Genomic DNA, 23,942 nt, shown 5'->3' on the forward strand with positions numbered 1-23,942 from the left:
AACGATAGATTTGGAAAAGTAGGGAGGCTTTTAGTGAATTGAAAAAAATAATTCTTTTATTCTCAATTCTTTTCATAACAGCTTGTTCGCATGGTAATAATGCAGTTGAATCATTAAAAAAAGAATATCCTAAAACTGTGAAAAATGTGGTAGATCAATTACCTAAAGATGTACAAAAAGAACTAGTAGTACCAGAAAGGTTACCATTTAGAGCAAATGATGTCACAATGGATATGTTAAAAAATAAAGCAAATGGAGCTATTAATGCTACTTCTTTTAATTACTCAAATGAAGAAGAAGAGATCACAATGTTTGTCATCACTTATCATAATAAAAAGTACACCTTCCCCAAAAATCAGCAACCATTAAAAACAACAAAGTTAAAAGATGGTACAAAAGTTTTAATTGTTGATGATGATGATAATACAAAAACGATTCGTTGGAAGAAAGATGGGCTATATCATTCAATTTCACTTCTTTTTTCAGAGGAAACAGGTAAACAATTTACTATTAGAGATTTAGTAAAAACTGCAGATTCGATGAGTAAATAACTAAAAGAAAATATTAATTCTATAAGGAATTAGCGCACTTAACATACGAATTAAATTATCATTCTATTTGATCAAAATGCTCGTTAATATTATTATTCCAATGTATTCAATGTGCACAAGAGTTAACAGTATTGACACTACTTGATTACCAAAAGTTTCTTGTACCATGCTATAATTTTGCAAAGAGCTAAGAAAGTGAATTGATAATATTGGAATATCGGAATATGTCCGTCCGGGATAATACTTTATTATGACTTTAAATCCATTATGGTTAGATGTACCCTTTAAAAAAGGTGAGTGAAGCAATGGTAAAAGAAATAAATGAGTTTGAAAAAGGGTTCCCAGATGGAGTTTATGTAAATCCGAACGTCAAGAAAGCAGCGATAGTTCGAGTTAAAGCAATGTATGATTACTGTAACGAAAAAGGAATTAAACCTAAAGATTTAACTGAAAAAGAAAGAGAACAGTTCCTTATATATGAATGAGGTATTGTCTCATTCTGATAAAAGAGACCGCCAAATAATTTGACGGTCATTTTTTTATTGATTTTTAGTTTCATTAAGAGCTTCAGTATTTGACTTACTTGGGGCAAAATAGCCTTCAGAATTGATTGCAGCTGGTGTTGGTTGCCCTTTATCTTTGTTTTTCTTTTTTACATGTGGATTTTGATTGTGACCCATAATTATCACCTCCAAAATTAGTATGTGCCACAATTCTAACTTACTTTCAAAAGTGATGTTAACAAATTGTGGGAAAGAATTGTTAAGCGATTTTCTTCTCTTTTTGGTGTTGTTTCCTAGAGCGACTAAGGATTAATAATGCCAATATTGAAAAGAAGATTGGACCTGCTATCATCCATATTGTCGAGTTAAAATCACCTTCAATAGCTGGTTGGATGATTGTAAAAAAGTTAGCAAATCCAACTACTAATATGACGAGTATACTAGCAAATAAAGCAGTAGAATTTGACTTTAATATTTGAAATGGTTTGTCGATTCGATCATTCTTTTTAAACATTGGATAGGCAATTCCTAAAAATATATAAGGTAAAGTCATCGAAACATTAGTCATTAGAGTCAATTTGTTAAAAAATGAAGATGCGCCTTGGCCCCCAAAAGAAGTAAGGATAATGATAATTGAAACAATTGCAAATTGGATCCACATGGCATTTACTGGTATACCTTTTTCATTTGTATCTGAAAATTTAGTTGGCCATAAGTATTTTGGTGTTCCTTTAATAATCGTTTTTAATGGTGCATATATTAAGGTGAAAAATGCTCCAGTGTAGGCAAGGAACATTGATAAACCAGTGATTCTTGCAAACCAAGTGCCTATAGTATCTGATGTAGCTGACGAAAGATTAAAAGCTTTTCCAAGCTCTAAACCTAAATTATACATGAGTACATATGTGATGTTTCCTAGATTGGTCGAGCTCGCGCTTAAATCATGCGACCAGTTTATAAAAATACCAACTAAAAAGATTCCTAATGAATAGCCAACTGAAATAATAATTGCTGATATTGTAATCCCTTTTGGAAAATTGCGTTCGGCATTCTCTGTTTGATCAACTAAACTTCCAATAGCTTCTAAGCCACCGTACGCAAAAATGGCAAATACTACGAATGATAATATGGCAAGGCCGGATATATAATTTGGATTCGGCGAGTGAGCGAATGCAGATGAAAAAGTTTTAATAGGTTGAGCAAATTTTCCTCCATTAAATACAAAAATAATGATACTTGTGATTAAGAGTACTATATTTAATGAGGATACAGTTATTCCACCAATGGTTGTAACTTTACTAATACTTTCAATTCCTTTTGAAGCAAAATAAGTAACAACTAGCATCCAAAGTAATGCTAATAAACCGATTGATTGTGTAGAGGAAAGGCCAAATAAGGAAAGTGATTGCGTTTTGTCTCTACCAAAAATGAACGTTGAAAGTGGTATCCAAACCTTTGAAGAAACGCTTACCATATAGATTACATAGGATGAGAACCACATAAATGTACCAATAAAGGCAAACTTTGGTCCAACTGAATCAGCCATCCATGTATAAATACCACCTTCAGAATGCTTGTAAGCTGCTCCGAACTCAGCCATCATAAAAGCAAATGGAATAAAAAACGTAATAGCTGAGAGTAAATACCATGGAATTGCACTATATCCCATTAAATAAAAAGCAGTTGGTATATTACCGAAGCCATATACAGTTGTAAATACCATTAATATTAAACCGACTAGCGAAAGTTTTTTACTCAAGACCTCACCTCAATAATTTATTGATTATGAAAGAATATAAATATTTTCTTCAATAATCGGTAAATTATTAGTCGCTAAAATGAAGAGTATAAATTGATTCATTAGCGTGATTAGAAATGGAATCAGATTGAAGAAACAAAACTTTCAATTCTAAATTTGTTTACTTTTGTAAAGATATAATTTGGAAAAATGGAGATGATAGCTACTTCTTTTCAATAGTTGTATACAATTGGTGTATCTCGAAGGTTAGAAAACATTATTTTTTCTATATTAAGGAATAGTTTATTTCGATTTTTCAAACGCTAAGTTGATTAGTAAGTACATAAAACTGCTTTGTTTGAAAGAAAGGATGAAATAAATGAGCTTAAATGAAGTTTTATTTAGAGTTATATGCTCATTTTTTGTTTTATTTATTTTAACTAGATTAATGGGGAAGAAAGAAATTAGCCAATTAGATGTTTTTACATTTATTACGGCTATTACGATTGGAAATATTGCTGCATCACTTACGACATCTAAAACATTAGATATTGAGGATGGCATAACTGGCTTAGTTGGCTGGGCAGTTCTGACGATCATCATGGGGTATATAAGTTTAAAATCTAAATCTGCCCGTCGACTAATTCTTGGAGAACCTATTATATTAATTAGACAAGGTAAAATAATGGAAAACGCATTAAAAAAGGCTAAATTAGATACTGAGCAATTTCAAGGGATGCTCCGAAGTGAAAATATTTATTCTTTCAAAGATGTAGAATACGCAATTTTTGAAATTGATGGAAGTCTATCGGTTATGAAAACAAAAGATGTTAAAACGAAAAAAAATAAAGCGTGGAAAAAAACATTGGTATTTCCAACTTCAACTGCTGTGATTACTGATGGGGAAGTAAATGAAGATGCACTATCAGATTTAAATTTAGATAAAAAATGGTTAAATGCTCAGCTTGAAAGGGCAGGAATTCACTCAATTTCAGATGTATTTTTAGTAGAAGTACAAACAGATGGATCGTTATATATTGATTACCGGGAAGATCAATTAAATGAAGTAGAAAAATAATTGACTCACATCCTAAAATGGATATGAGTCAATTGATTTTTATATACGATTATTCGTAAATAGGTACCCATCCTTCAGTCGTTACAAATAGTCTAACAGCTACTACTTTACGATCATCTGCTAATGTGAAATAGTGACGAACATTTGGTGGTACTGAAATTAGATCACCGGGATTTAATTTAACATGGAAGAAACCTTCAGTTCCTTCAATAATAAAAGAACCATGGCCGCTAACAATGAAACGAACTTCATCATCCGTATGATGATGCTCACGATTGAAGTTTTTTAATAAATCATCAAGATTTGGTGTTGCTTCTGAAAGCGTAATAATATCATTTGCTAAATAGCCACGTTTTGAAGAAATATCATCGATTTCAGCTTTAAATGTTTCAAGGATCGATGCTTTTTCATCATCTGATAAGAGAAATTTTTCTTTTAATGAGCTATGTAATTGCTCGATATTCCAATTTTCATAAATAACCCCTTGTTCCTCTAAATAGGCTTTTACTTCTACATCACTTGTAATATGATAATCTTTTTTTTCTACCCAAATTGTTGCCATAATTCATTCCTCCAACTAATTAATTTTTAATAAATAAATTTTTTTGTATACCCTGTAATGCGTATTGGAATAGAAACTCATAAGCTTCTAAATGCTTCTTCGCTTCAAATGCTGATTCTGCCCACACTGTAATACCGTGATTATGAATTAGGACTGCTCCATGATCGTTTTTAATATGTGGAAGAAACTCATTTGCTAGAGTAGGGATATGTGCATGATTTTTAATAATTGGAATTGTAATTTCTGCATCTTCTTCCCATAATCCTAATGCTTTTATAATTTCGATACCTGAAAAAGATAACTCATCTTGGTATGGAAAATCTTTTGTTACAAAGTTATTTGCTAAAGTGTGTACATGAAGAACGCATTTAGCATTCGTATTTTGATAAATTAAACGATGCAAAATTGCTTCAGCTGAAGGTTTCTTTGTATCATCCCAAACAGATTGATCAAATTCATTCACGAGTAAAAAATCGTCATACGTATGTTTTGTTTTATCTTTACCACTAGTTGTAACTAGGAAGTTTAAAGGTTCGTCATTTACTTTAATTGATAAATTTCCACTAGTTCCTAAAAACCAATCGCGGTCAGCAAGTACTTTTTTTACTTCGCGGATTTCATCATAATGTTTGAAAAAGTCTTTCATACTAATACCTCCTTCTCTAGTGAAGCTCGGATATCATAGAAGTTTTCAAAAGGAATATACGGAAGGGAAAGTTCCTCGCATTTATTCTTTAAGAAATCTCTAGCAAAAATCAAATTAGCTTCTTTTGCAATTTGTAAGTCAGTAATTGAATCTCCAATGACTATAATAAAATCATTTGATTCACTAAATTTTCTCTTAACAGAAGGCTTGCACATTCCACAGTCATTCGAACACAATCCATCACATGAATGATCCCAATGAATTTTTACAGTTGAACCTGTAAAGTCAGTACGATTACATAAAATAGCAGAAGGTGGAAGGTACTCTGCTAAAATAGGATGAACGAAAAAGTCTAAGCCGCCACTAACAACCTTTAACTCAATTTGTTGCTCGTTTACAAATTGAATAAAATCGTTAAAACCATCTCGAATGACCGTACGATCTATTACATAATCAGTCATTGCTTGTTTTTTCGTTGAAGGGATTGTAGCGAACATTTTCTCGACGCCTTCACGAATCGATATTTTGCCATTTAATACTTCGCTTGTTAATTCGCTTACTGAAGGCGGAGCAAATTGCTTAATTAAATTGACGATATTGTCTCCTTCTGTAATAGTTCCATCAAAATCACAAAAAATCTTTATTGCCATTGTTTATTTACCCCCAAAGTTGTAATGCTTTCTCAAGTGATGTATTTGGAAGTGCATAATCTTTTAATTCAACACCAGATAAAGTAGCAGATATCGCTTCTCTAAATGCATTTCCTCCACCAATCGGACCATCTGGATGACCGTGTATACCACCACCAGCGTTTATAACTTGCTCAATTCCAAAATCTTGAATTAATTGAGGTACAAGTGCTGGGTGAATTCCCGCAGATGGAACAGGGAATGTTTCTTTTAATCCATTTGATTCTGTTAAATTTTCAGCGATTTTTAATGCTGTTTCTTTTGGTAATGCAACCGAACCGTATGGTGACGGGAATAAGCTAAAGTCGGCACCTGCAATACGTAAAAGTTTACCAAGTAATAAGCCAGCATCAATACCATAAATCGGCGATGCAGTAAAAGCTCCTGAAACAGCAGGGTGAGCCATAATTGGAACATTGATTGAAGGATCTTCAACTAAACCTTGAAGTACATCAATTCCATAAGAAAATACATTTAATAAAAATACATCAGCACCAGCTTCAGCTGCACGTAACGCTTTTTCTTTTAACTCATATGTACGGCCAGTTAAATTCACCGCATATAAAGTTTTGTGTCCCGTTTTTTCGTAGACTTGATTCAAAATATTTTTCCCGTGAGTGACACGGTCAGTTATTGATGTGATTGTGTCAAAAAGAATCTCGTCATCTTTTATTAAATCGACGCCACCTAATGCTTGTTTTTTTAATTCTTCCGAAATGTATGGAAGATCTCTACCAATGATTGATTTGAAAATGCTCATTAATAAAGGGCGATCATATACGTCCAATTTTTCTCGAATACCTTTAATACCAAATTTTGGTCCTGGAAACAGTCTTAATAAATCATCCGTAAAATTTAAATCAATTAGTTTGATTTCGCCATCAAGTGAAAGTTTTCCGAAAACAGTTGTTAAAATTGCTGGAATATCAGCTGAAAAATTTAAACTAGGATAGTAGATTTCAATAATTCCTTTTGTCGGTTTATAGCCTAAAAAGTTAATGACATTTTCTTCACACCCAACCTCGTGAACAGAAAGTACCTTGCCTTTATGCTTTTGCAATTGGATTTGATCGTTTTGTGGTAATGTCGTCCAAGAACCAACTGTCAAACCAAGTGCGATTGACTCTGCCTTTTTTTCTAAATTGTGATTTTTATCGTAAACTTGGTAAGTTGCTATTATTCCACTCATTTCATAACCTCCGAAAGTATTTATTAAAAACAAAAAACCTCTCGCTAAGGAGAGGTTTACCTACACCTTATCTGTCAGCAAAACGCTGCGAGAATTAGCACCGTGCTAGCTAACTAGCCGGTTGCCGGGTTTCATCGGGCTCGGTCCCTCCACCTACTCTGAATAAGTTAATATTTAATTTTGAATTCTTGATATAATCGCATTATTTCATGAACAATTCTAAATGTCAAACATTAAATTTTGAAAATAATTCGATTTCTTTTAATCTAGTAACCGCTTCCTTTAGTCTTTCGGTATCTGATAATAGACCAACTCTTACATAACCTTCACCGAATTCGCCAAAACCATTCCCAGGAGCAACTGCAATATGTGCCTTTTCAAGTAATAAATCTGCAAATTCCTGTGAAGTAAATCCTGAAGGAACTTTTAACCAAGCAAAGAAGGAACCTGCTGGGGCCGTTACTTCCCAACCAATTTCATGACAACCGCTAATAAAGACATTTCTGCGATCTTCATAAAGTGCTAACAATTTTTTCACACTTTCTTGAGATTCTGTTAATGCAACAGCGGCAGCCTCTTGAATAGCTGGGAAAATACTAACGTAAAGATGGTCCTGTAATAGATTAATAGCTGAAATGACCTCTTTATTACCAACTGCAAACCCAATTCTCCAACCAGCCATATTATAAGTTTTAGAAAGTGTATAAATTTCAATACCACACTCTTTTGCACCAGGAGTTTGAAGATAACTTAATGGTTTTTTGCCATCAAATCCAAAAGCACCGTATGCAAAATCATGGCAAACTGTAATATGATTATTTCTTGCTAACTCCACAGTATCTTTAAAAAATTCTTCTGTTGCGATTGCACCAGTAGGGTTATTTGGATAATTAATAAATAAAATTTTACTAGCATCTAAAACATCCTGAGGAATTAAGCTATAATCTGGTAAAAATTGATTTTGCTCAAGTAACGGAAGCATATAAGGTACCGTTTTAGAAAGAGAAATACCAGATAAATAGTCAGGGTATCCTGGGTCTGGAACTAAAATCGTATCTCCTTCGTCACATAAACAAAGTGGTAACTCTACTAATCCAGCTTTTCCGCCAAATAAAATAGCTACTTCTTCCTCTGGGTCTAAGTCAACATCATACTCGCGTTTATAAAAATCTACAACAGCTTTTTTTAATGTACTCATCCCTCTAAAAGGTGAATAACGATGAGTTGTTGGATTTTCAACAGATTGCTGCAATGCTTTTATAATATGGTCTGGTGTTGGTTGATCTGGATTTCCTTGACCAAGATTTATCACATCATGACCTTTATTGATTGACTCATTAACTTTTTGAACGAGTGAAGCAAAAAATTGTTTAGGTAAATTGTTTAATAGCTTATTATGAATCAAGTTAATCACTCCAAAAATAGAATTTATTTAAGTAGATTAGATCGTTTTGTAATCGAATGATTTGCATGAACGACTGTTGCAATAACTTTCACCATCATATATGCTCGATTTAAAAATGTCTATAAAATTTAGAATAGGGTGAATAAATTATGTTGAAAATTGCTTGCATTCAATCTGATGTTATTTTAGGCAAATCAAGAGCTAATTTTGAAAATATGAAATCTAAAATTATTGAGGCTGTAAAAGAAAATGTAAAGGTAATCGTATTACCGGAGTTATGGACAACAGGCTATTGTTTGGAAGAAATTGGATTGCATATTGGTGATCAAGAGGAAATCATTTCTGAACTCCAGTTAATAGCAAAATCAAATAATGTAACACTAATTTGTGGATCATTTCCAATTGCTCGAGAAAATGGTGTCACCAATACTTTAATTGTTATAAGCAAAACAGGTGAAATCGTTAAAGCGTATGATAAAATTCATTTGTTCCAGCTAATGAACGAGCATCACTATCTTCAAGCAGGTGAGACCGATGGACTTTTTGAAATTAATGGTTTAACTGCCGCAGGTTTTGTTTGTTATGATTTGCGTTTCCCAGAATGGATCGGAGCTCATTCTCAGAAAGGTGCAAAAGTTTTATTTTTTGTTGCAGAATGGCCAATTCAACGAATGAATCATTGGGAAACTTTATTAAAAGCAAGAGCAATTGAAAATCAATGCTATGTCGTAGCATGTAATCGAGTAGGTAAGGATTTAGCGAATACATTTGGAGGAGGCTCGATGATAATCGATCCTTGGGGAGAAGTAATTTCAAAAGGTAGTCCGAATGAGGAAATCATTTTTGGCGAAATTGATCCTAAAAAAGTCGATGAAATACGCGGTACAATCCCAATCTTCGAAGATAGAAGAGAAGGAATCTATAAAAAATTACAAAAAAGTAATTGACAAACTAAAATTCTTTAAATTAAAATACGAATATAAAATCAAATATGCGAACTCTTATTTCGAGTAGGCGGAGGGATTTGGCCCGATGATGCCCAGCAACCGACTGTAATACCATTGTGAGATGGGGCGTAATAAATACGCCTGAGCTTAATTGCTCAGTAAGGCACGGTGCTAATTCCAACAGAAAAGTAATTTTCTGGTAGATAAGAGACGAAAGCCAATTAACATTGCCTCTTTTCGTCTCGGAAAAGAGGCTTTTTATTTTGTCAAAATCGAGGGGGATGAATTGTATGACTGTCATTCAAAGAAAAGAATATAGACCTTTAACAGAGGCAACTGCAGTTACTTACTTACAAAAATTAGGTTATTTTACAAATGAATTATGTGAAAGTGTAGAGATCGGCGATGGAAATTTAAATTTAGTTTTCAAAGTTACACCAGTAGGAAGTGAAAAAGGTTTAATCATAAAACAAGCTCTACCTTATGCAAAAGTTGTTGGTGAAAGCTGGCCTCTGACATTAAATAGAGCAACGATCGAGAGTAATGCAACAAAAATATATAATGATTTAATTCCATTACATTCACCAGAAATTTTAGAACATGATGAAGAGCAAGCTGTAACAGTAATGGAAGACCTTTCTCATTTACAAATTTTACGAAAAGGCTTAATTGAGAAAAAGAGTTATCCGTTTTTGGCAGAACATATCGGTGAATTTTTAGCAAAATCATTGTTTTTCACTTCTGATTTTGGAACAACTCCAGCTAAGAAAAAAGAGCTAGAGTATCTATTTAACAATCCAGAACTTTGTGATATAACAGAAAATCTTGTTTATACTGACCCATACTTTAACTGTGAAACAAACAGTTATGAAGAAGAGCTAACAGAAGTAATTCAAGAACTTTGGAATGATGAAGCTCTGCAAATAGAGGTAGCAAAGTTAAAATTAGACTTTTTATCAAAAAAAGAAGCGTTATTACACGGAGATTTACATACAGGAAGCATTTTCGTGTCTGCAACAGAAACAAAAGTTATTGACCCAGAGTTTGCGTTTGTAGGACCAATTGGGTTTGATTTAGGTCAAATTCAAGCGAATTTAATTTTTCAACTTTTCAGCCGAACTGAGCAAAAAGAAGAAATTGTTGAACACATTTTAAACATTGAAAAAGTTTTTAATGAAACATTTATTCGATTATGGGAAGAACACAGTGTTAGACCATTTAACCAACAGGCTCTAATTAAAGAAAAATTAGAGGGGTATTGGGTGGATGCAATTGGAGTAATTGGATGTGAATTAATCCGAAGAAGTATCGGTCTTGCTCATGTTGAAGATATTGACTCACTTGAGGAAAATCAAAAAATTCAAGTAAAGAAAAAAGTCTTAAAATTCGGAGCATTTTGTATTAAAAATAGATTTAATATTAGCAATATTGGTAATTTACTAATTGGATTGGAGAAATAATCGATGACTACATTACAGCAAATACCTGAATCTTTACAATGGAACGGTGAGAGTTTAAAAATTTTAGACCAAACTAAATTGCCAACTGAAATATATTATTTTGATGCAACTACATTACTTGATGTACGAGAAGCAATCGTTAAGCTACAAGTAAGAGGAGCACCAGCGATTGGTTTAGCAGCAGCTTATGGTCTATATTTAGGCGTTCGAGAAATTCAGACTGAACAGATCGATGAGTTTCATACTCAAGCAAGAGTATTAGCTGACGAATTAATTAGTGCAAGACCTACTGCAGTAAATTTAGCTTGGGCGGTTGAAAGACTAATTAGAGCTAGTAAAGAAGCAAAGACAGTTTCTGAAGCTAAGTTAATCATTATGGAAGAAGCGATCAAACTACATGTAGAAGATGAAGCGACTTGCAAGGAAATTGGTGAAAATGCTTTAACATTATTGCATAATGGAGCGGCTGTTTTGACCCATTGTAATGCAGGTAGTATTGCTACAAGTCGATATGGTACAGCACTTGCGCCATTGCACTTAGCAAAAGAAAAAGGCTGGGAAATTTCTGCTTATGCAACCGAAACAAGACCAGTATTTCAAGGTGCTAGACTTACATCTTGGGAGCTAAACCAAAGCGGTATCCCAGTTACATTACTAACTGATAATATGGTCGGCTACTTATTACAAAATAAAAAAGTGGACGCAGTCATTGTTGGCGCTGATCGTATTACTGCAAATGGTGACACTGCAAATAAAATTGGAACATTACAATTAGCGATATTAGCAAACTTTTATCAAATTCCATTTTATGTAGCTGCGCCATTATCAACAATCGATACATCAATCGAATCAGGTAATGAAATTGTCATCGAACAACGCGACCGAACAGAAGTAACACATATCGGAAATGTTCAAATTGCACCTGAAGGAATTAATGTTCTTAACCCAGCATTTGATGTAACACCTAATGAACTAATAACAGCAATTATTACAGAAAAGGGAATCGTTTCAAGCAATTTTAAAGAAACATTTAAAGGTTGGGAAGAAGTTTAATATAAATAATGCATTATCTAGTGATTTAGTACAAAGTTATTCCGAAATTACTTATATTAGGAAGAAACTAGTAAAAGCGGATGAATATTTTTATGCGAAGTTTGTATATTCCAATGAAGTTAGATGTACTCTTTTTGCATTAACTAAACGATTTTTATAATTGTATATTAATAGAAAAAGGATGCCTTAAAAGTGTAACATTTTTAGGGCATCCTTATTTTTATATTTATAGGAAATTTAAAATAAGCGTAGTTAGAGTTGAAAGTGCAAATAAAACTGTAAAAGGTGCAATTAAGTAAAGTGAAACTGCAAATAAAACTGTGAAAGGTGCAAATAAGTAATGAGGAACTGCAAATAAAGGTCGTAATGCAAATAAAAATAGAGAATCTGCAAATAAAAATAGTGAAACTGCAATTAAAATGAACAAAACAGCAAATAAAATTGGTGAAACTGCAATTAAATTCCCTGAAATCGCATATTAGATAGGATAATACCTATACCGGTTAGGGTATTTCACAAGAATAATTGCTCAAAGGTAGATACACAAATTTGAAATTTAATAAATTGCGCTAATTCTCCTTAAATGAACTAAAAAAGTGAAGAAAACTGCTGGAAATCTATAAATGGGGATCATACATGCAAATCTAAATGAAAAATACTTCAAAAATACCCCACATTTAGCTGTAAGACAGATGTAGAACTACAATTTTTTGGTATTAAAAATAGTCCGCCTATGTGTCGATACGCAGACCTCTAAGATGGCCTCTTTTTTTAAAAAAATAGTAGAATTTTAATAAATATTGCATAGTATAAAAAACAAATAATTTCATGTTAGATTTTCTAACATCGTATTGACAGATTATCTGACATGGAATAAAATACTAATAGATGAACGAAAGGAGCATTGCTATGAATGATCAAGTAAGACGCTCAACGCCACTTTTCCCAATTGGAATAGTCATTTCGTTAACTGAATTATCTGCAAGACAAATTCGATATTATGAAGAGCATGATTTAATTCGACCGGCACGAACGGAAGGTAATCGTAGATTATTTTCTTTCAACGACGTCGATCGATTATTAGAGATAAAAGCATTTATCGAACAAGGCTTGAATTTAGCAGGAATTAAAGAAGTACTCCATTTAAAATCGTCAGAAAAATCCAAAGAAACTATCGTGCAACAAGTTATAGTTGAAAAATCAATATCAGATGAACAGCTTCGAAAAATGCTTCGCCAAGAGTTATATCAAAATGGTAAATTAGGAAAAACTTCTTTACGCCAAGGAGATATGTCTCGATTCTTTCATTAAGATATTGATTAAAAACGGATTTTTCTAGCTTTTATATTTATATGGGGGGAAATATAAATGATTAAAGAAACGATTTTAAATTCTGTTGATAAGCATAGTCTTGAGTTTGTACAGTTATTTTTTACAGATATAGAAGGAGTATTCAAACATTTAGAACTACCGATTACTCAAATTGAAAAAATACTTAAAAACGAAACTATGTTTGATGGCTCAAGTATTAATGGCTTCACGAAAATTGAAGCAAGTGACATGATGCTTTTTCCAGATTTAAATACTTGGAAAGTTGATGTTACAGAGAAAGTTGGACTTTTCATTTGTGATGTTCATTTCCCTGATGGGACACCGTTTGAAGGTGATCCAAGAAATGTACTGAAACGAGCAATTGAAAAAGCAACTGATAAAGGATTTACTTCATTTAATGTCGGCCCTGAACCAGAATTCTTCTTATTTTCTAAAGAAGGAAATCAATTAGTGCCAAATGACAACGGTGGATATTTTGATGTAGCTCCCCTAGATAAAACAGTTACAATACGTCGTGAAATTACGAAAGCACTTCAGGCATTAGGATTAGAAGTTGAGGCTTTACATCACGAAGTTGCAATCGGTCAACATGAGATCGATTGGAAATACGCACCAGGATTACAAACAGCTGATAATATTCAATTATTTAAATATACAGTTAAAACAATTGCTGAAAAACATGGTTTAGTTGCAACATTTATGCCAAAACCAATTTTCGGTGAAAATGGCTCAGGTATGCATTGTCATATGAGTCTAGGAAATGATAATGGTAATGCCTTTTATGATCAACATGATTCAATTGGATTATCTGAAACAGCTCGACAATTTATTGCAGGTGTATTAACACACGCTCGAGCAAATGCTTCAGTCACAAATCCAACTGTTAATTCATATAAACGTTTAGTTCCAGGTTATGAAGCGCCAGTCTATGTAGCTTGGTCACAAAGTAATCGAACATGTACCATTCGTATACCAGCTGCAAGAGGTGCAGGTACTCGAATCGAAGTGCGAAATCCAGATCCATCTGCAAATCCATATTTAGCTTTAGCTGTATTACTTTCTGCAGGATTGGATGGGATTGAAAGAAAATTAACTCCACCATCTGAACGCAGTGAAAACTTGTATAAGATGGATGATGTAACAAGAAAAGCAGAAGGGATTGAAACATTACCTGGAAGTTTACTTGAAGCAGTTACAGAATTAGAAAACAGTGAATTTTTACAGCAAGTATTAGGAAAACACGTATTTTATTCCTTCCTTCAAAACAAAAAAGAAGAATGGGATGCATATCGACTGCGTGTATCAGAATGGGAAAAAGAAACATATTTAAACTGCTAATCACTAAAATTTAAAATAAAAAAATAGAAAAGTGGAAGTAGAAACTCTCTACTTTTCTATTTTAAAGTGTGTTAGACTAATTTTGTTTGTTGCATACGAAAGGGGAACTTTTATAATGGCTAAGTTTACTAAAGAAGATATTTTCCGTATTTCAAAAGAACAAAACGTAAAGTACATACGTTTACAATTTACGGATTTACTAGGAATTATCAAAAACGTTGAAATTCCAGTAAGTCAGCTTGAAAAAGCTTTAGACAATAAAATGATGTTTGACGGTTCATCAATCGAAGGATTCGTTCGTATCGAAGAATCAGATATGTACTTATTCCCTGATTTAGACACTTGGGTAGTATTCCCATGGACTGCTGAAAAAGGAAAAGTTGCTCGTTTAATCTGTGATATCTACAATGCAGACGGTACTCCATTTGAAGGAGATCCTCGTAATAACTTAAAACGTATGTTAAAAGAAATGGAAGCTTTAGGCTTCACAGATTTCAACTTAGGACCTGAGCCAGAATTCTTCTTATTTAAATTAGATGAAAAAGGCGAACCAACTCTTGAATTAAACGATAAAGGTGGTTATTTCGACTTAGCTCCAACTGACCTAGGTGAAAACTGCCGTCGTGATATCGTTCTTGAACTTGAAGAAATGGGCTTTGAAATCGAAGCTTCTCACCACGAAGTAGCTCCAGGACAACATGAAATTGATTTCAAATATGCTGGCGCAATCAAAGCTTGTGATGACATTCAAACATTTAAATTAGTTGTAAAAACAATCGCACGTAAACACGGTTTACACGCAACGTTCATGCCAAAACCATTATTCGGTGTTAATGGATCTGGTATGCACTGTAACTTATCATTATTTACAAATGGCAAAAACGCATTTTACGAAGAGTCTGGTGAACTAGGTTTAAGCGAAACTGCTCGTCACTTTATCGCAGGTATCTTAAAACACGCACCAAACTTTACAGCTGTAACAAACCCAACTGTAAACTCGTACAAACGTTTAGTACCAGGTTACGAAGCTCCATGTTACGTTGCTTGGTCTGCAAGAAACCGTAGTCCACTAATTCGTATTCCTGCATCTCGTGGTTTAAGTACACGTGTAGAAGTACGTTCAGTTGACCCAGCTGCAAACCCATACTTAGCATTATCAGTATTATTAGCAGCAGGCTTAGACGGAATCAAAAACAAATTAGAAGCTCCAGCTCCAGTAGACCGTAACATCTACGTTATGTCTAAAGAAGAGCGCGAAGAAGTTGGTATCATCGATTTACCAGCAACTTTAGCAGCTGCTCTTGAGCTATTAAAAACTGATGAAGTTATCGTAGGTGCTTTAGGATCTCACTTATTCGAACACTTTGTTGAAGCAAAAGAAATCGAATGGGATATCTTTAGAACCCAAGTACATCCTTGGGAGAGAGATCAATACATGTCAGTGTATTAATCAAATCAACCCTTGACGCTATTGGCGTTGAGGGTTTTTTCTATTATCGGGCAATTTTCGTATTATAAAATATTTCAAAAAATGCCAAATAAATGCCTGGAAAATTATTTAAAAAAATTAAAGTGAACACTGCCTACATAGAAAAATCTTCATTGAAAGGTGAATGTTTAGTATATTGCTTACGTACTTTTATGTAATCAAAATTATAGTCGTGAATTAGATGGAACGTAAAAAGGTATGCTGAATTAATGGCGTAATTTTGGCTATGTCTTGAAACTAAGATTATGAATGAAGGTTGGGCAAGTTATTGGCATATAAGAATAATGCGTGAACTAAATCTTGATTCAAATGAAGCGATTGAGTACGCAAAGCTTAATGCAGGAGTAGTTCAGCCATCAAAAACAAGCATTAACCCGTATTATTTAGGACTAAGAATGTTTGAAGATATTGAAGAGCGATAAAATAATCCCAACAAGAAATGCGTGAATTAGGTGTTAAACCTGGCAGTGGACGAGAAAAAATGTTTGAAGTACGAGAGTTAGAGTCTGATAGTTCATTCATACGAAACTACTTAACGAAAGATCTTGTCATGCGTGAAGATATGTATCTATTCCAGCGACAAGGTAAGGAATATAAAGTTACTGATATGGCATGGGAAAATGTACGAGATCAACTTGTAGTTAGTCGAGTAAATGGAGGATTCCCTTATATTGTAGTTCAAGAGTTACTTTCTCATCCTAACATTAAATGAAGAGGCAGATGCCAAAGTGAATTATTTGTTTCGTTATTATCCTAGATGGAGTAGAATTCCCCTAATAATATTCTTTATTTTAGTTTCTAGTAATACAAAATTAATTTTCGGATGAACTGCTGGTTAAAAATAAAAGACGATGCTACACTCCTAAAATTCTATTATTCAAAATAAATACTATATTTATATCTAAAATTTTGGTAATATAATAAAAAAGTAGTTTGTAAGAAAAGTAATTAAAATCATTACTTCTTAACTTTTCATCATTGTATGAAACGAAGAAAGAAAAATGTCCATTAGGTTATTTGTTTAAGTTAGAATTACAAAATGGATTTAGACGTATTACTTATTAAGGATCTAGATAACTTGGTACGAATTAAAATGTTCATCTTTATACTAATGAAGGTGTTTTTAATTGTGAAGAAGAAAAATTATACTAAAACAATGGTAGTAAATCTAAGGAAAATAATGTTTAAGATTGGGGAGTAAATGATGAAATTTAAGTCAAAAAAGATAGCTGGATTGGGTGAACATGTATTTTTTAAGAATGGAATTAAAGGGATTGTTGAAAAGGTCAATGAAAATACAGTTATTGTAAATATAATTGATAATAAAACGGAATTGGTGTTTGAAGGAAACAGAACTGTTATATCACATAAAAATTACAAAGTGATTGATGGTGTATGAAGGAAAAGAAAAGTCAGTTATTCACGAGTTATTAAAATATTTTTAACGAATATTCTAAAAATTGAAAATGTAAGCGTTTTCTGTTATGCTAAATAGTAGGTTGGATGGCATGTGTGGCTATCATCGTATTTGGCGTAGGTGGGGCCAATACCAGGGAATAATGAAATAGTATATGTGATGTAATTTGTTAATGTTTTTGAAAATGTGATGAATAAATAAAAAGAAATAAGAGTAATAATGTAATTGGATAAAAAGAAATTACTGGATAGTTTTAAAAGCTATCCAGTTTTTGTTTGCTAAAAAAGTCTCACTAGCAATGACTAGTTGCATAACAGGAATGACATTTCATCGATTTTTTTATATTAGTTAACGATTTCTTTAGTAGAAAAATAGAATGCGCTTTTTAATTATGGATTTTATGGAGTAAAAAATTTAGTAATAAATGTGGTCATAAAACACAATTACATATGTATTTTAATTTAATTATGAAAGTTATATTATGTTAAACAAATAAAAAAAGACATTGATATTTGTAAATTTAATGCCTTTAATTCTGAAGTCTAAGCTTAATAAAAAAAATTACGTCGTTTCCTAATTTCATACGTAGATTTTGAAGAAATAATACTACCTCAAATCCTTCACGATAAACTGAAGTAAGACCCAGTAAAAATAAGGACCAAAATGTATTTTTTGCAACACTTTCAAATGAATTTGTTGTTATTTTTTGTTTTTTTCGATTATGTAGGTTAATCCAACCTGTCCAGTAAAGCTTATGAAAGAACCAAATAGAACAACAACAGCTAATATTCCAGTTGCAGCTTGAATATGAAGTTCTGAAGCATTTACAGAAGAAATAATTGCTACTACGATAAACCATGTTGCAATAGTTGCTTAGAAAGATACACCTGCTCCTACAGAAATAGGTTTCCAATAATTATCCTGTTTCTTTTTTACTAATCCCGAAATAATAGCTGATAATACTAAAATTGCTTCTAACCCTTCACGAAAAATAAGAATAGATGTATTAATCACAGCAGCACCTGGTATTAAATTTTTAGAGGTAGGATCAGGATTACCGTGAAAATTTAATCCTTGCCAAACAATAACTGTTATTAATACTAGTAAAGAGATTGATATAAGAATAGTTTTTAGATAAAAATTTTCTTTAACAAATTAATTTCCCTAAATTTTAAACAGTAATATTGATAATCATTATCGTTGTACGAAGTGTATTTCACCGTCTTATATTTGTCAATAAACTTAATGAAATTATAATTTTTCACATTAAATTTTAACTAAAGTTTAATGTGAAAATTTGTGCAATGATTTAAAGAATGTATTCCAACTACTCGTTTTGTCTCAATTCTTATTACGTTTACAGTTGGTTCAGTGAAATACCAAAATCCAATGATTAAAGCTAGTAAACTAGTATAAGAGAGCCTTTTCAGATATCCCAATCCTAATGAACGGTCCATATAATTACAATAAGCAGTTTCCTAAGGACTGGTTAAAAAAATTTACAATAATGCTGGAAAAAGTAAATGCATATTGATCACCGAATTGTGTGTATTTTTCACATAGTGGACATATTAAAAAAGTTAATAGCAAGTGAAGATGAACTTTCAACATTCTATTTTCCAAAAACGGAAACTGTCTTAATTTGAAATTATGATCTTAGTTTACTTTGCATATTGCTAAATATTTATTTTCGTTGATCCACACATTTCTTTCAAAAGGAAAACCTCTTTTATTTTGGATAAAAGAGGTTTTCCTAATGGAATCAAATTCCTTGTGAAGGGCTTTTTTTATTTTTATTGAAGTTACTGGCAGTTTAATTGAAGTTCTTTTTTGTATACTCCAAAAATTAAATAGAAATGGAACATATTTTCATCAAGTTTTCATTTTAATTTTGTATCGTATCTAATTGTAATGCTAAATATCTATTTAAAGTTAAAGAGGCTTTGATAACCGCTAGTATTATCGGTATTAAAGAATCTCTATAATAGGTGGTGATGTATATGTAATTAGATTATAACAATGTTACCTAAGTTACTTTCTTATTTGTTTATGAAATTGTTTTCTTGTTTAAAATGATTTAAGTGTCCAACTCAACCTTTTAGATTAGAAATACATAAATGCTACTTCTTTTTTTGGTTGAACTAGGACGAGAAAAGAATTTATTTAAAATACTTTAATTAAAATAAGTAAATGGAGGAAATGGTTATGAAGAAAAAAAATCTTATGATCCTTTCAAGTCTTACAATTGGTGGAGCTTTACTAGGAGGTACGGTTTTTGCTAATGCCTCTCAAGTATCTGGTTATGAAGCATATAAAGAAGCTGTAATACAAACTAAGCAATTAACAAATGAAACAGTTGCTTTACATGTTGCTGTTAAGGATAATGGAAATCAATTATTTGATGCTAGCACGAAGATAAAACAAAACCAAAAAGAAAATGCTTCTAGCAGCACAAAGACGGTTACAGTAGGAACTAAGTCTGTAACAATTGATTCCTACAATCAAGGTGGAAAAGAAATTACGAAATCAAGTAGCAGTAATCAATATTTAGTTCATGAAAATGAATTTGAAAAATTTAAAGACCATCATGATCAATTGAACCCTCAAATACAAAAAAGTGTGGGAGTTATCATTGACTCTTTAGTTGGAAATATGAAAGATAATGTAACAGCTAATCAAGATGGTTCAAAATTAACAATTGCAATGGATAAAAATCAAGTTACTCCATTAGTAAATGCATTTGCATCAATTGCTTTGACAAAAGCTGGTGAATCTCATCACGAAATGGATAATAACAAAGAATATAACAAAGATGAGCAATTTACGGATGTAGAAAATTTTAAAAATTTAATTCCACAACTTCAGAGCGATATTACAATAAACAGTGTGAAATCTAATGTAGATCTTAATCAAAATAAAATTATTAATCACCAAGATGCTGTAATCGTAATAAATGGTACAGATGCTAAAGGTAAAGCTCACAGCATCGAAATTAATGTAAATCTAGATTTATCAAACATAAACAAAACAACTCCAGATAATATTAACTTATCTGGTAAAAAAGTAAAGGTTATCACTAGCCATTTTAAAGAAGATCATAGAGAATAATATTAATGAGATTGGGAGCAATCCAAAAGCTTAGCTTTCGGATCTCCCCCTCTTTGTTTTTCAAATTTATGGTTGAACATGAAAAAAACAAACTCATTTTTATTTCAAATTTCTATATTTTAGCACCTTAATAGTAGCTAAATATTCGAGAAAAACATCTTAATTGGTCTGGCATTGACATAGGCACTTGGCTTTTCTAAATGGAGGCATATATGGAAAAAATTCTTGAGGTCAATAATGTAACAAAGATATATAAAAATGGTAGAGGAGTTAAAAATATAAACTTTGAAGTTTATAAAGGTGAAGTTTTTGGATTTCTTGGGCCTAATGGAGCAGGCAAAACAACAATAATGAAGGCGATAGTCGGATTAAATACAATTCAATCTGGGACCGTGAACATATTTGGAACAAACTTGCATGAAAATTTTGAAGAAGCTATAAAACATGTTGGATCGATAATTGAAACAGCTGATTTATATTTATTTATGACCGCTTATAATAATTTGAAAATAGCAACAAGATTTTATAAGTCAGTAAGCGAATCGGATATTGATGAGATTCTCGACGTCGTTAAAATAAAAGAATATAAAAACGAGAAAGTCAGAAATTTTTCATTAGGTATGAAACAAAGACTAGCTTTAGCTATAGCACTGTTATCAAATCCTAAGTTCGTTATATTAGATGAACCCACAAATGGTCTCGATATAGAAGGTACCATTGAAATGAGAAATCTAATAATAAAATTAGCTAAAGAACAACAAATTACATTTTTTATTTCTAGTCATCTTGTCCATGAAATTGAACTTATGTGTAGTAGAGTTGCCATTATCCATTATGGAGAACTAGTGAATAATGGAAGAGAAATTTCTGAAATAAAAAAAGAGTTTAATTCATTAGAGGAATTTTATATGTCCTCAATAAAAAAAGAGGTATTAAAATAATGTATATATTGGTTGGTAATGTTTTAAACGAAACACAGAAGCTTTTTTTGAAAAAAAAGACAATTGTCTCTTTACTTTTAATAGCTTTGATCAGCTTCTTACCTGCATTCTTTATCTCTTCAATTAAACAAAAATTAATTTTTATAGCGATGGATTCTATAGATTATCCTTCCATTATCTTAAGTATACTAACGAATTTACTATTACCATTATTTATATTTATGGTATCTGCAGAACTTTTTTCTGGAGAAGTAGCGGACGGAACAATGAAATTAGTATTGATTCGACCGATAAGTCGTTTAAAAGTTTTTATTTCAAAAAATATAGCAATTGCTTTTTATATTATTAGTTGCTTAGTAATGGCGTTATTGGTTTCAATTATTTCAAGTATGATATTAAAATTACACATTGACCATACTTTATATGTGATAAGTGCTTATTTTGTGGATGTTATTCCAGCTGTTGTTTTTATGGTTTTCGCAACCTTTGTGGTGCAATTTTTTAAAAGTAGCAGTACAGCTCTGATCAGCGGAATTTTAGTGTATATCGGTATACAAATATTGACTCTATTTATTTCAGGTCTTAATAATATACTTTTTTCCAATTATTTGAACTGGTCACACGAATGGTTATCAAGTGGAACACTTTTATTCAATCTAAATCATTTTTTCATGCTATTAGGATACATGATCGTTTTTTTTATAATCGGATATTATTTTTTTGATAAACAAGAGTATTAATTTAGTAATCTAAGTTGGTTTTACTAGCCTTTATTTCTCTGATTCTTTGTTTATAGGATCAGTTTAAAGTTAGATTTACACTGAAAATTGATTTTAAATGTATTTCTGAAGAGGTATGAAGTTTAAAATAAGAAAGTACAAAATACTTTAAAACTAGCAAGTTATACTTTTATTAAATGCCACTTATTGAAAAAAAAGGCCCCAAATATTTCAACAAATAAAAGAAGATGATCAGTATTTGAACATCCTCTTTTTTCCTAAATGACAGGATAGATCTAAGAAGGGTAAATTGCTTATGCACAAAGAATTAATGCATTAAGGAAAAATACGGATTAAATAATTAGAGGATGTTAAAGATACTTTAATAAATTGAAACAATAAAATAATTAAGAAAAAAGGTAGTGTTATGTTAAAAAAATGGGGTTGTGGGGTAGAGGGGTACATTTAGAGACAAATATTGAGAATAAGTCTGCTTTGTTTAGTTATGATGGGAAGAATATTCATCGGTAGTATATTTAAGGCCACCTTTTTTAGGTGGTTTTCTTAATGGATTAGAAAGTATAAAATTCTTTTTTGGTAAGTGAAACATTTGCAACTAATTGGCAGTTTAGTTGAATTAGAATTCGTATATTTTTTGGGTTAATTAACACTAATTAAAGACACTTTTTACTTTAAGAACTAATTAATGCTATTATATCAAGATTTTAATAACCCAACTTTAATATTGAAGGAATGAGGAACATAATGTAGAAAATAACTATATGGAGTTTATTGGTAAAAAATAACAACGAGAGGAAGATATTGAGTTGGTAAAAATCTGCTTTATACTAGGTGCAATTTTTTTACTTATTTCAGGAATATTTATTGGAGCTTTTCAATCACCTGACCAACAGCGAGTAGTAAAAGATGATTTTTTCAAATTAGGACATTTTAATAAGTTTAAATTTTCAGTTTGGACTGGAATTCTTGGTGTTTTTTTTATTGGCATTGGGACATTGGTTTATTATACATAAGGTAACTAAAGCATACGATTCTTCCATAACGAAGGATCGTTTTTTATGCAGCTAAATGGCAGTTTAGTTGAATAACTTTATCTGAAAATCTATGTAAAAATGGCGAAATTCCCCCAAGTTACAGTCGTCGTTATGGACTGTATAATTTACTTTAGAACCAAAGTTTAAAGGAGACAGAACAATGATTGAAGAGTTATATAGAAAATATCAAAGTTCTAATTTAACCATTAGAAAACATTCATTAAAAGAAATAAACTCTATTTTGAAACAAAAATTTCAAGCTGAGGATATAGATAAAATGGATTTTCAGGAATTGAAGAATGACCCTTATATTTATTTTGATGATATTTGTGCAGGTTATAAAATTAACGGGGATATTGTAACAAAGTTACTAATGGACGATGAAAAAGAACTTTATGAAGTGATATATAATAATATCTTAAATGATGATGCTCTCAGTGATGTTGACAAACAAAAAGAGTATGATGATATAAATACAGTATTAATTTTTTTACAATCTAAAGATTTACAATATCCAATGGATGATGTTTATTCAGTGGTTACTGGGTATGTTCCATCTGTGGTATTTCATTATATTATGATGATTCTTGAGGGACATGCAATAGACGAAGATAAACATGACATGCATAACTATGAATTCCAGGCGTATTTAAAAGCGTTACACATTATAGGATACCTTGTCTAGAGAATATACAAACTTAAGAACTAACGCATGCATGTGC

General features: G+C 31.7%; 23 protein-coding genes, 2 pseudogenes and 2 riboswitches. Of the genes and pseudogenes, 17 read left to right on the forward strand and 8 right to left on the reverse strand.

Annotation, left to right across the window (positions count from 1 at the left end; genetic code table 11):
- The first annotated feature begins 38 nt into the window (after positions 1-38).
- Both CN692_RS24640 and CN692_RS24645 read left to right on the forward strand, forming a co-directional pair.
- Entirely contained in the window at positions 39-551 is a 513-nt protein-coding gene (locus CN692_RS24640; protein ID WP_098121773.1) for a hypothetical protein, read from the forward strand.
- 305 nt (positions 552-856) lie between these two features.
- Positions 857-1,036 (forward strand): hypothetical protein, encoded by a 180-nt coding sequence (locus CN692_RS24645; protein WP_257144124.1) that lies wholly within the window; start codon positions 857-859, stop codon positions 1,034-1,036.
- 54 nt (positions 1,037-1,090) lie between these two features.
- On the opposite strand, the gene CN692_RS26420 is transcribed toward CN692_RS24645, so the two are convergent.
- Together CN692_RS26420 and yjeM are read right to left on the reverse strand one after the other, a co-directional pair.
- Positions 1,091-1,231 (reverse strand): hypothetical protein, encoded by a 141-nt coding sequence (locus CN692_RS26420; RefSeq protein ID WP_179865704.1) that lies wholly within the window; start codon positions 1,229-1,231, stop codon positions 1,091-1,093.
- Between the two features lie 82 nt (positions 1,232-1,313).
- Positions 1,314-2,813, reverse strand: a complete 1,500-nt coding sequence (gene yjeM, locus CN692_RS24650) for a glutamate/gamma-aminobutyrate family transporter YjeM (RefSeq protein ID WP_257144125.1) — start codon at positions 2,811-2,813, stop codon at positions 1,314-1,316.
- Between the two features lie 358 nt (positions 2,814-3,171).
- On the opposite strand from yjeM, the gene CN692_RS24655 reads away from it, so the two are divergent.
- Positions 3,172-3,870: a DUF421 domain-containing protein gene (locus CN692_RS24655; protein ID WP_098121775.1), complete on the forward strand. Its 699-nt coding sequence runs from the start codon at positions 3,172-3,174 to the stop codon at positions 3,868-3,870.
- A 49-nt stretch (positions 3,871-3,919) separates the two neighbouring features.
- Here the strand turns inward: CN692_RS24655 and CN692_RS24660 are convergent, their stop codons facing one another.
- From CN692_RS24660 to CN692_RS24680, 5 genes are all read right to left on the reverse strand, one after another.
- On the reverse strand, positions 3,920-4,432 hold the full coding sequence (locus CN692_RS24660; RefSeq protein ID WP_098121776.1) for a cupin domain-containing protein: 513 nt from the start codon (positions 4,430-4,432) through the stop codon (positions 3,920-3,922).
- A gap of 19 nt (positions 4,433-4,451) precedes the next feature.
- On the reverse strand, positions 4,452-5,078 hold the full coding sequence (locus CN692_RS24665) for a methylthioribulose 1-phosphate dehydratase (protein ID WP_098121777.1): 627 nt from the start codon (positions 5,076-5,078) through the stop codon (positions 4,452-4,454).
- Complete coding sequence (locus CN692_RS24670; RefSeq protein ID WP_098121778.1) at positions 5,075-5,728, reverse strand: 2-hydroxy-3-keto-5-methylthiopentenyl-1-phosphate phosphatase; 654 nt, start codon at positions 5,726-5,728, stop codon at positions 5,075-5,077. The genes CN692_RS24665 and CN692_RS24670 overlap by 4 nt, the downstream gene beginning before the upstream one ends.
- A gap of 7 nt (positions 5,729-5,735) precedes the next feature.
- Positions 5,736-6,956: a 2,3-diketo-5-methylthiopentyl-1-phosphate enolase gene (gene mtnW / locus CN692_RS24675; protein WP_098121779.1), complete on the reverse strand. Its 1,221-nt coding sequence runs from the start codon at positions 6,954-6,956 to the stop codon at positions 5,736-5,738.
- A gap of 64 nt (positions 6,957-7,020) precedes the next feature.
- A riboswitch (SAM riboswitch) is annotated at positions 7,021-7,125 on the reverse strand.
- Between the two features lie 57 nt (positions 7,126-7,182).
- The gene (locus CN692_RS24680; RefSeq protein WP_373605057.1) at positions 7,183-8,370 is read right to left on the reverse strand and encodes a pyridoxal phosphate-dependent aminotransferase; all 1,188 of its coding nucleotides are present in this window, start codon (positions 8,368-8,370) and stop codon (positions 7,183-7,185) included.
- 143 nt (positions 8,371-8,513) lie between these two features.
- Here CN692_RS24680 and CN692_RS24685 point away from each other — a divergent pair, with 143 nt between their 5' ends.
- From CN692_RS24685 to CN692_RS24725, 8 genes and pseudogenes are all read left to right on the forward strand, one after another.
- Positions 8,514-9,308, forward strand: coding sequence for a carbon-nitrogen family hydrolase (locus CN692_RS24685; protein ID WP_098121796.1), 795 nt, complete (start codon positions 8,514-8,516; stop codon positions 9,306-9,308).
- Positions 9,309-9,359: 51 nt separating this feature from the next.
- Positions 9,360-9,518: riboswitch (SAM riboswitch) on the forward strand.
- Between the two features lie 80 nt (positions 9,519-9,598).
- Entirely contained in the window at positions 9,599-10,768 is a 1,170-nt protein-coding gene (gene mtnK, locus CN692_RS24690; RefSeq protein WP_098121781.1) for an S-methyl-5-thioribose kinase, read from the forward strand.
- Positions 10,769-10,771: 3 nt separating this feature from the next.
- Positions 10,772-11,821, forward strand: coding sequence for an S-methyl-5-thioribose-1-phosphate isomerase (gene mtnA, locus CN692_RS24695; RefSeq protein ID WP_098121782.1), 1,050 nt, complete (start codon positions 10,772-10,774; stop codon positions 11,819-11,821).
- Between the two features lie 909 nt (positions 11,822-12,730).
- The gene (locus tag CN692_RS24705; protein WP_098121784.1) at positions 12,731-13,132 is read left to right on the forward strand and encodes a MerR family transcriptional regulator; all 402 of its coding nucleotides are present in this window, start codon (positions 12,731-12,733) and stop codon (positions 13,130-13,132) included.
- Positions 13,133-13,189: 57 nt separating this feature from the next.
- Entirely contained in the window at positions 13,190-14,491 is a 1,302-nt protein-coding gene (locus CN692_RS24710) for a glutamine synthetase family protein (RefSeq protein ID WP_098121785.1), read from the forward strand.
- A 115-nt stretch (positions 14,492-14,606) separates the two neighbouring features.
- On the forward strand, positions 14,607-15,941 hold the full coding sequence (gene glnA / locus CN692_RS24715; protein WP_098121786.1) for a type I glutamate--ammonia ligase: 1,335 nt from the start codon (positions 14,607-14,609) through the stop codon (positions 15,939-15,941).
- A gap of 257 nt (positions 15,942-16,198) precedes the next feature.
- Positions 16,199-16,692 (forward strand): annotated as a pseudogene (locus CN692_RS24720) (SpoVR family protein); the annotation flags it as partial.
- Between the two features lie 492 nt (positions 16,693-17,184).
- Positions 17,185-17,379, forward strand: a complete 195-nt coding sequence (locus tag CN692_RS24725; RefSeq protein WP_098121787.1) for a DUF2187 family protein — start codon at positions 17,185-17,187, stop codon at positions 17,377-17,379.
- An 891-nt stretch (positions 17,380-18,270) separates the two neighbouring features.
- On the opposite strand, the gene CN692_RS26425 is transcribed toward CN692_RS24725, so the two are convergent.
- Positions 18,271-18,411, reverse strand: a complete 141-nt coding sequence (locus CN692_RS26425) for an FTR1 family protein (RefSeq protein ID WP_179874549.1) — start codon at positions 18,409-18,411, stop codon at positions 18,271-18,273.
- A 1,191-nt stretch (positions 18,412-19,602) separates the two neighbouring features.
- Here CN692_RS26425 and CN692_RS24730 point away from each other — a divergent pair.
- The 6 genes and pseudogenes from CN692_RS24730 (at position 19,603) to CN692_RS24755 (ending at position 23,905) form a co-directional block, all read left to right on the forward strand.
- Positions 19,603-20,505: a hypothetical protein gene (locus CN692_RS24730; RefSeq protein WP_098121788.1), complete on the forward strand. Its 903-nt coding sequence runs from the start codon at positions 19,603-19,605 to the stop codon at positions 20,503-20,505.
- 212 nt (positions 20,506-20,717) lie between these two features.
- The gene (locus CN692_RS24735) at positions 20,718-21,446 is read left to right on the forward strand and encodes an ABC transporter ATP-binding protein (RefSeq protein WP_098121789.1); all 729 of its coding nucleotides are present in this window, start codon (positions 20,718-20,720) and stop codon (positions 21,444-21,446) included.
- On the forward strand, positions 21,446-22,186 hold the full coding sequence (locus tag CN692_RS24740) for an ABC transporter permease (protein ID WP_098121790.1): 741 nt from the start codon (positions 21,446-21,448) through the stop codon (positions 22,184-22,186). The genes CN692_RS24735 and CN692_RS24740 overlap by 1 nt, the downstream gene beginning before the upstream one ends.
- 423 nt (positions 22,187-22,609) lie before the next feature.
- Positions 22,610-22,696, forward strand: a pseudogene (locus CN692_RS26960) (SpoVR family protein); the annotation flags it as partial.
- 296 nt (positions 22,697-22,992) lie between these two features.
- The gene (locus tag CN692_RS24750; protein WP_098121791.1) at positions 22,993-23,199 is read left to right on the forward strand and encodes a hypothetical protein; all 207 of its coding nucleotides are present in this window, start codon (positions 22,993-22,995) and stop codon (positions 23,197-23,199) included.
- Between the two features lie 181 nt (positions 23,200-23,380).
- Entirely contained in the window at positions 23,381-23,905 is a 525-nt protein-coding gene (locus CN692_RS24755; protein ID WP_098121792.1) for a hypothetical protein, read from the forward strand.
- Positions 23,906-23,942 lie beyond the last annotated feature (37 nt).

It is taken from the genome of Bacillus sp. AFS002410, assembly GCF_002556365.1.
In the GTDB taxonomy this organism is placed as follows: domain Bacteria; phylum Bacillota; class Bacilli; order Bacillales; family Bacillaceae_G; genus Gottfriedia.

Coding starts and splice junctions, on each gene's coding strand:
- CN692_RS24670 (WP_098121778.1), bottom strand. CDS start 5,728: ATGGCAATAAAGATTTTTTGTGATTTTGATGGAACTATTACAGAAGGA.
- CN692_RS24755 (WP_098121792.1), top strand. CDS start 23,381: ATGATTGAAGAGTTATATAGAAAATATCAAAGTTCTAATTTAACCATT.
- CN692_RS24705 (WP_098121784.1), top strand. CDS start 12,731: ATGAATGATCAAGTAAGACGCTCAACGCCACTTTTCCCAATTGGAATA.
- mtnK (WP_098121781.1), top strand. CDS start 9,599: ATGACTGTCATTCAAAGAAAAGAATATAGACCTTTAACAGAGGCAACT.
- CN692_RS24725 (WP_098121787.1), top strand. CDS start 17,185: ATGAAATTTAAGTCAAAAAAGATAGCTGGATTGGGTGAACATGTATTT.
- CN692_RS26420 (WP_179865704.1), bottom strand. CDS start 1,231: ATGGGTCACAATCAAAATCCACATGTAAAAAAGAAAAACAAAGATAAA.
- CN692_RS24730 (WP_098121788.1), top strand. CDS start 19,603: ATGAAGAAAAAAAATCTTATGATCCTTTCAAGTCTTACAATTGGTGGA.
- CN692_RS24740 (WP_098121790.1), top strand. CDS start 21,446: ATGTATATATTGGTTGGTAATGTTTTAAACGAAACACAGAAGCTTTTT.
- CN692_RS24665 (WP_098121777.1), bottom strand. CDS start 5,078: ATGAAAGACTTTTTCAAACATTATGATGAAATCCGCGAAGTAAAAAAA.
- mtnW (WP_098121779.1), bottom strand. CDS start 6,956: ATGAGTGGAATAATAGCAACTTACCAAGTTTACGATAAAAATCACAAT.
- CN692_RS24660 (WP_098121776.1), bottom strand. CDS start 4,432: ATGGCAACAATTTGGGTAGAAAAAAAAGATTATCATATTACAAGTGAT.
- mtnA (WP_098121782.1), top strand. CDS start 10,772: ATGACTACATTACAGCAAATACCTGAATCTTTACAATGGAACGGTGAG.
- CN692_RS24735 (WP_098121789.1), top strand. CDS start 20,718: ATGGAAAAAATTCTTGAGGTCAATAATGTAACAAAGATATATAAAAAT.
- CN692_RS24710 (WP_098121785.1), top strand. CDS start 13,190: ATGATTAAAGAAACGATTTTAAATTCTGTTGATAAGCATAGTCTTGAG.
- CN692_RS24645 (WP_257144124.1), top strand. CDS start 857: ATGGTAAAAGAAATAAATGAGTTTGAAAAAGGGTTCCCAGATGGAGTT.
- CN692_RS24655 (WP_098121775.1), top strand. CDS start 3,172: ATGAGCTTAAATGAAGTTTTATTTAGAGTTATATGCTCATTTTTTGTT.
- glnA (WP_098121786.1), top strand. CDS start 14,607: ATGGCTAAGTTTACTAAAGAAGATATTTTCCGTATTTCAAAAGAACAA.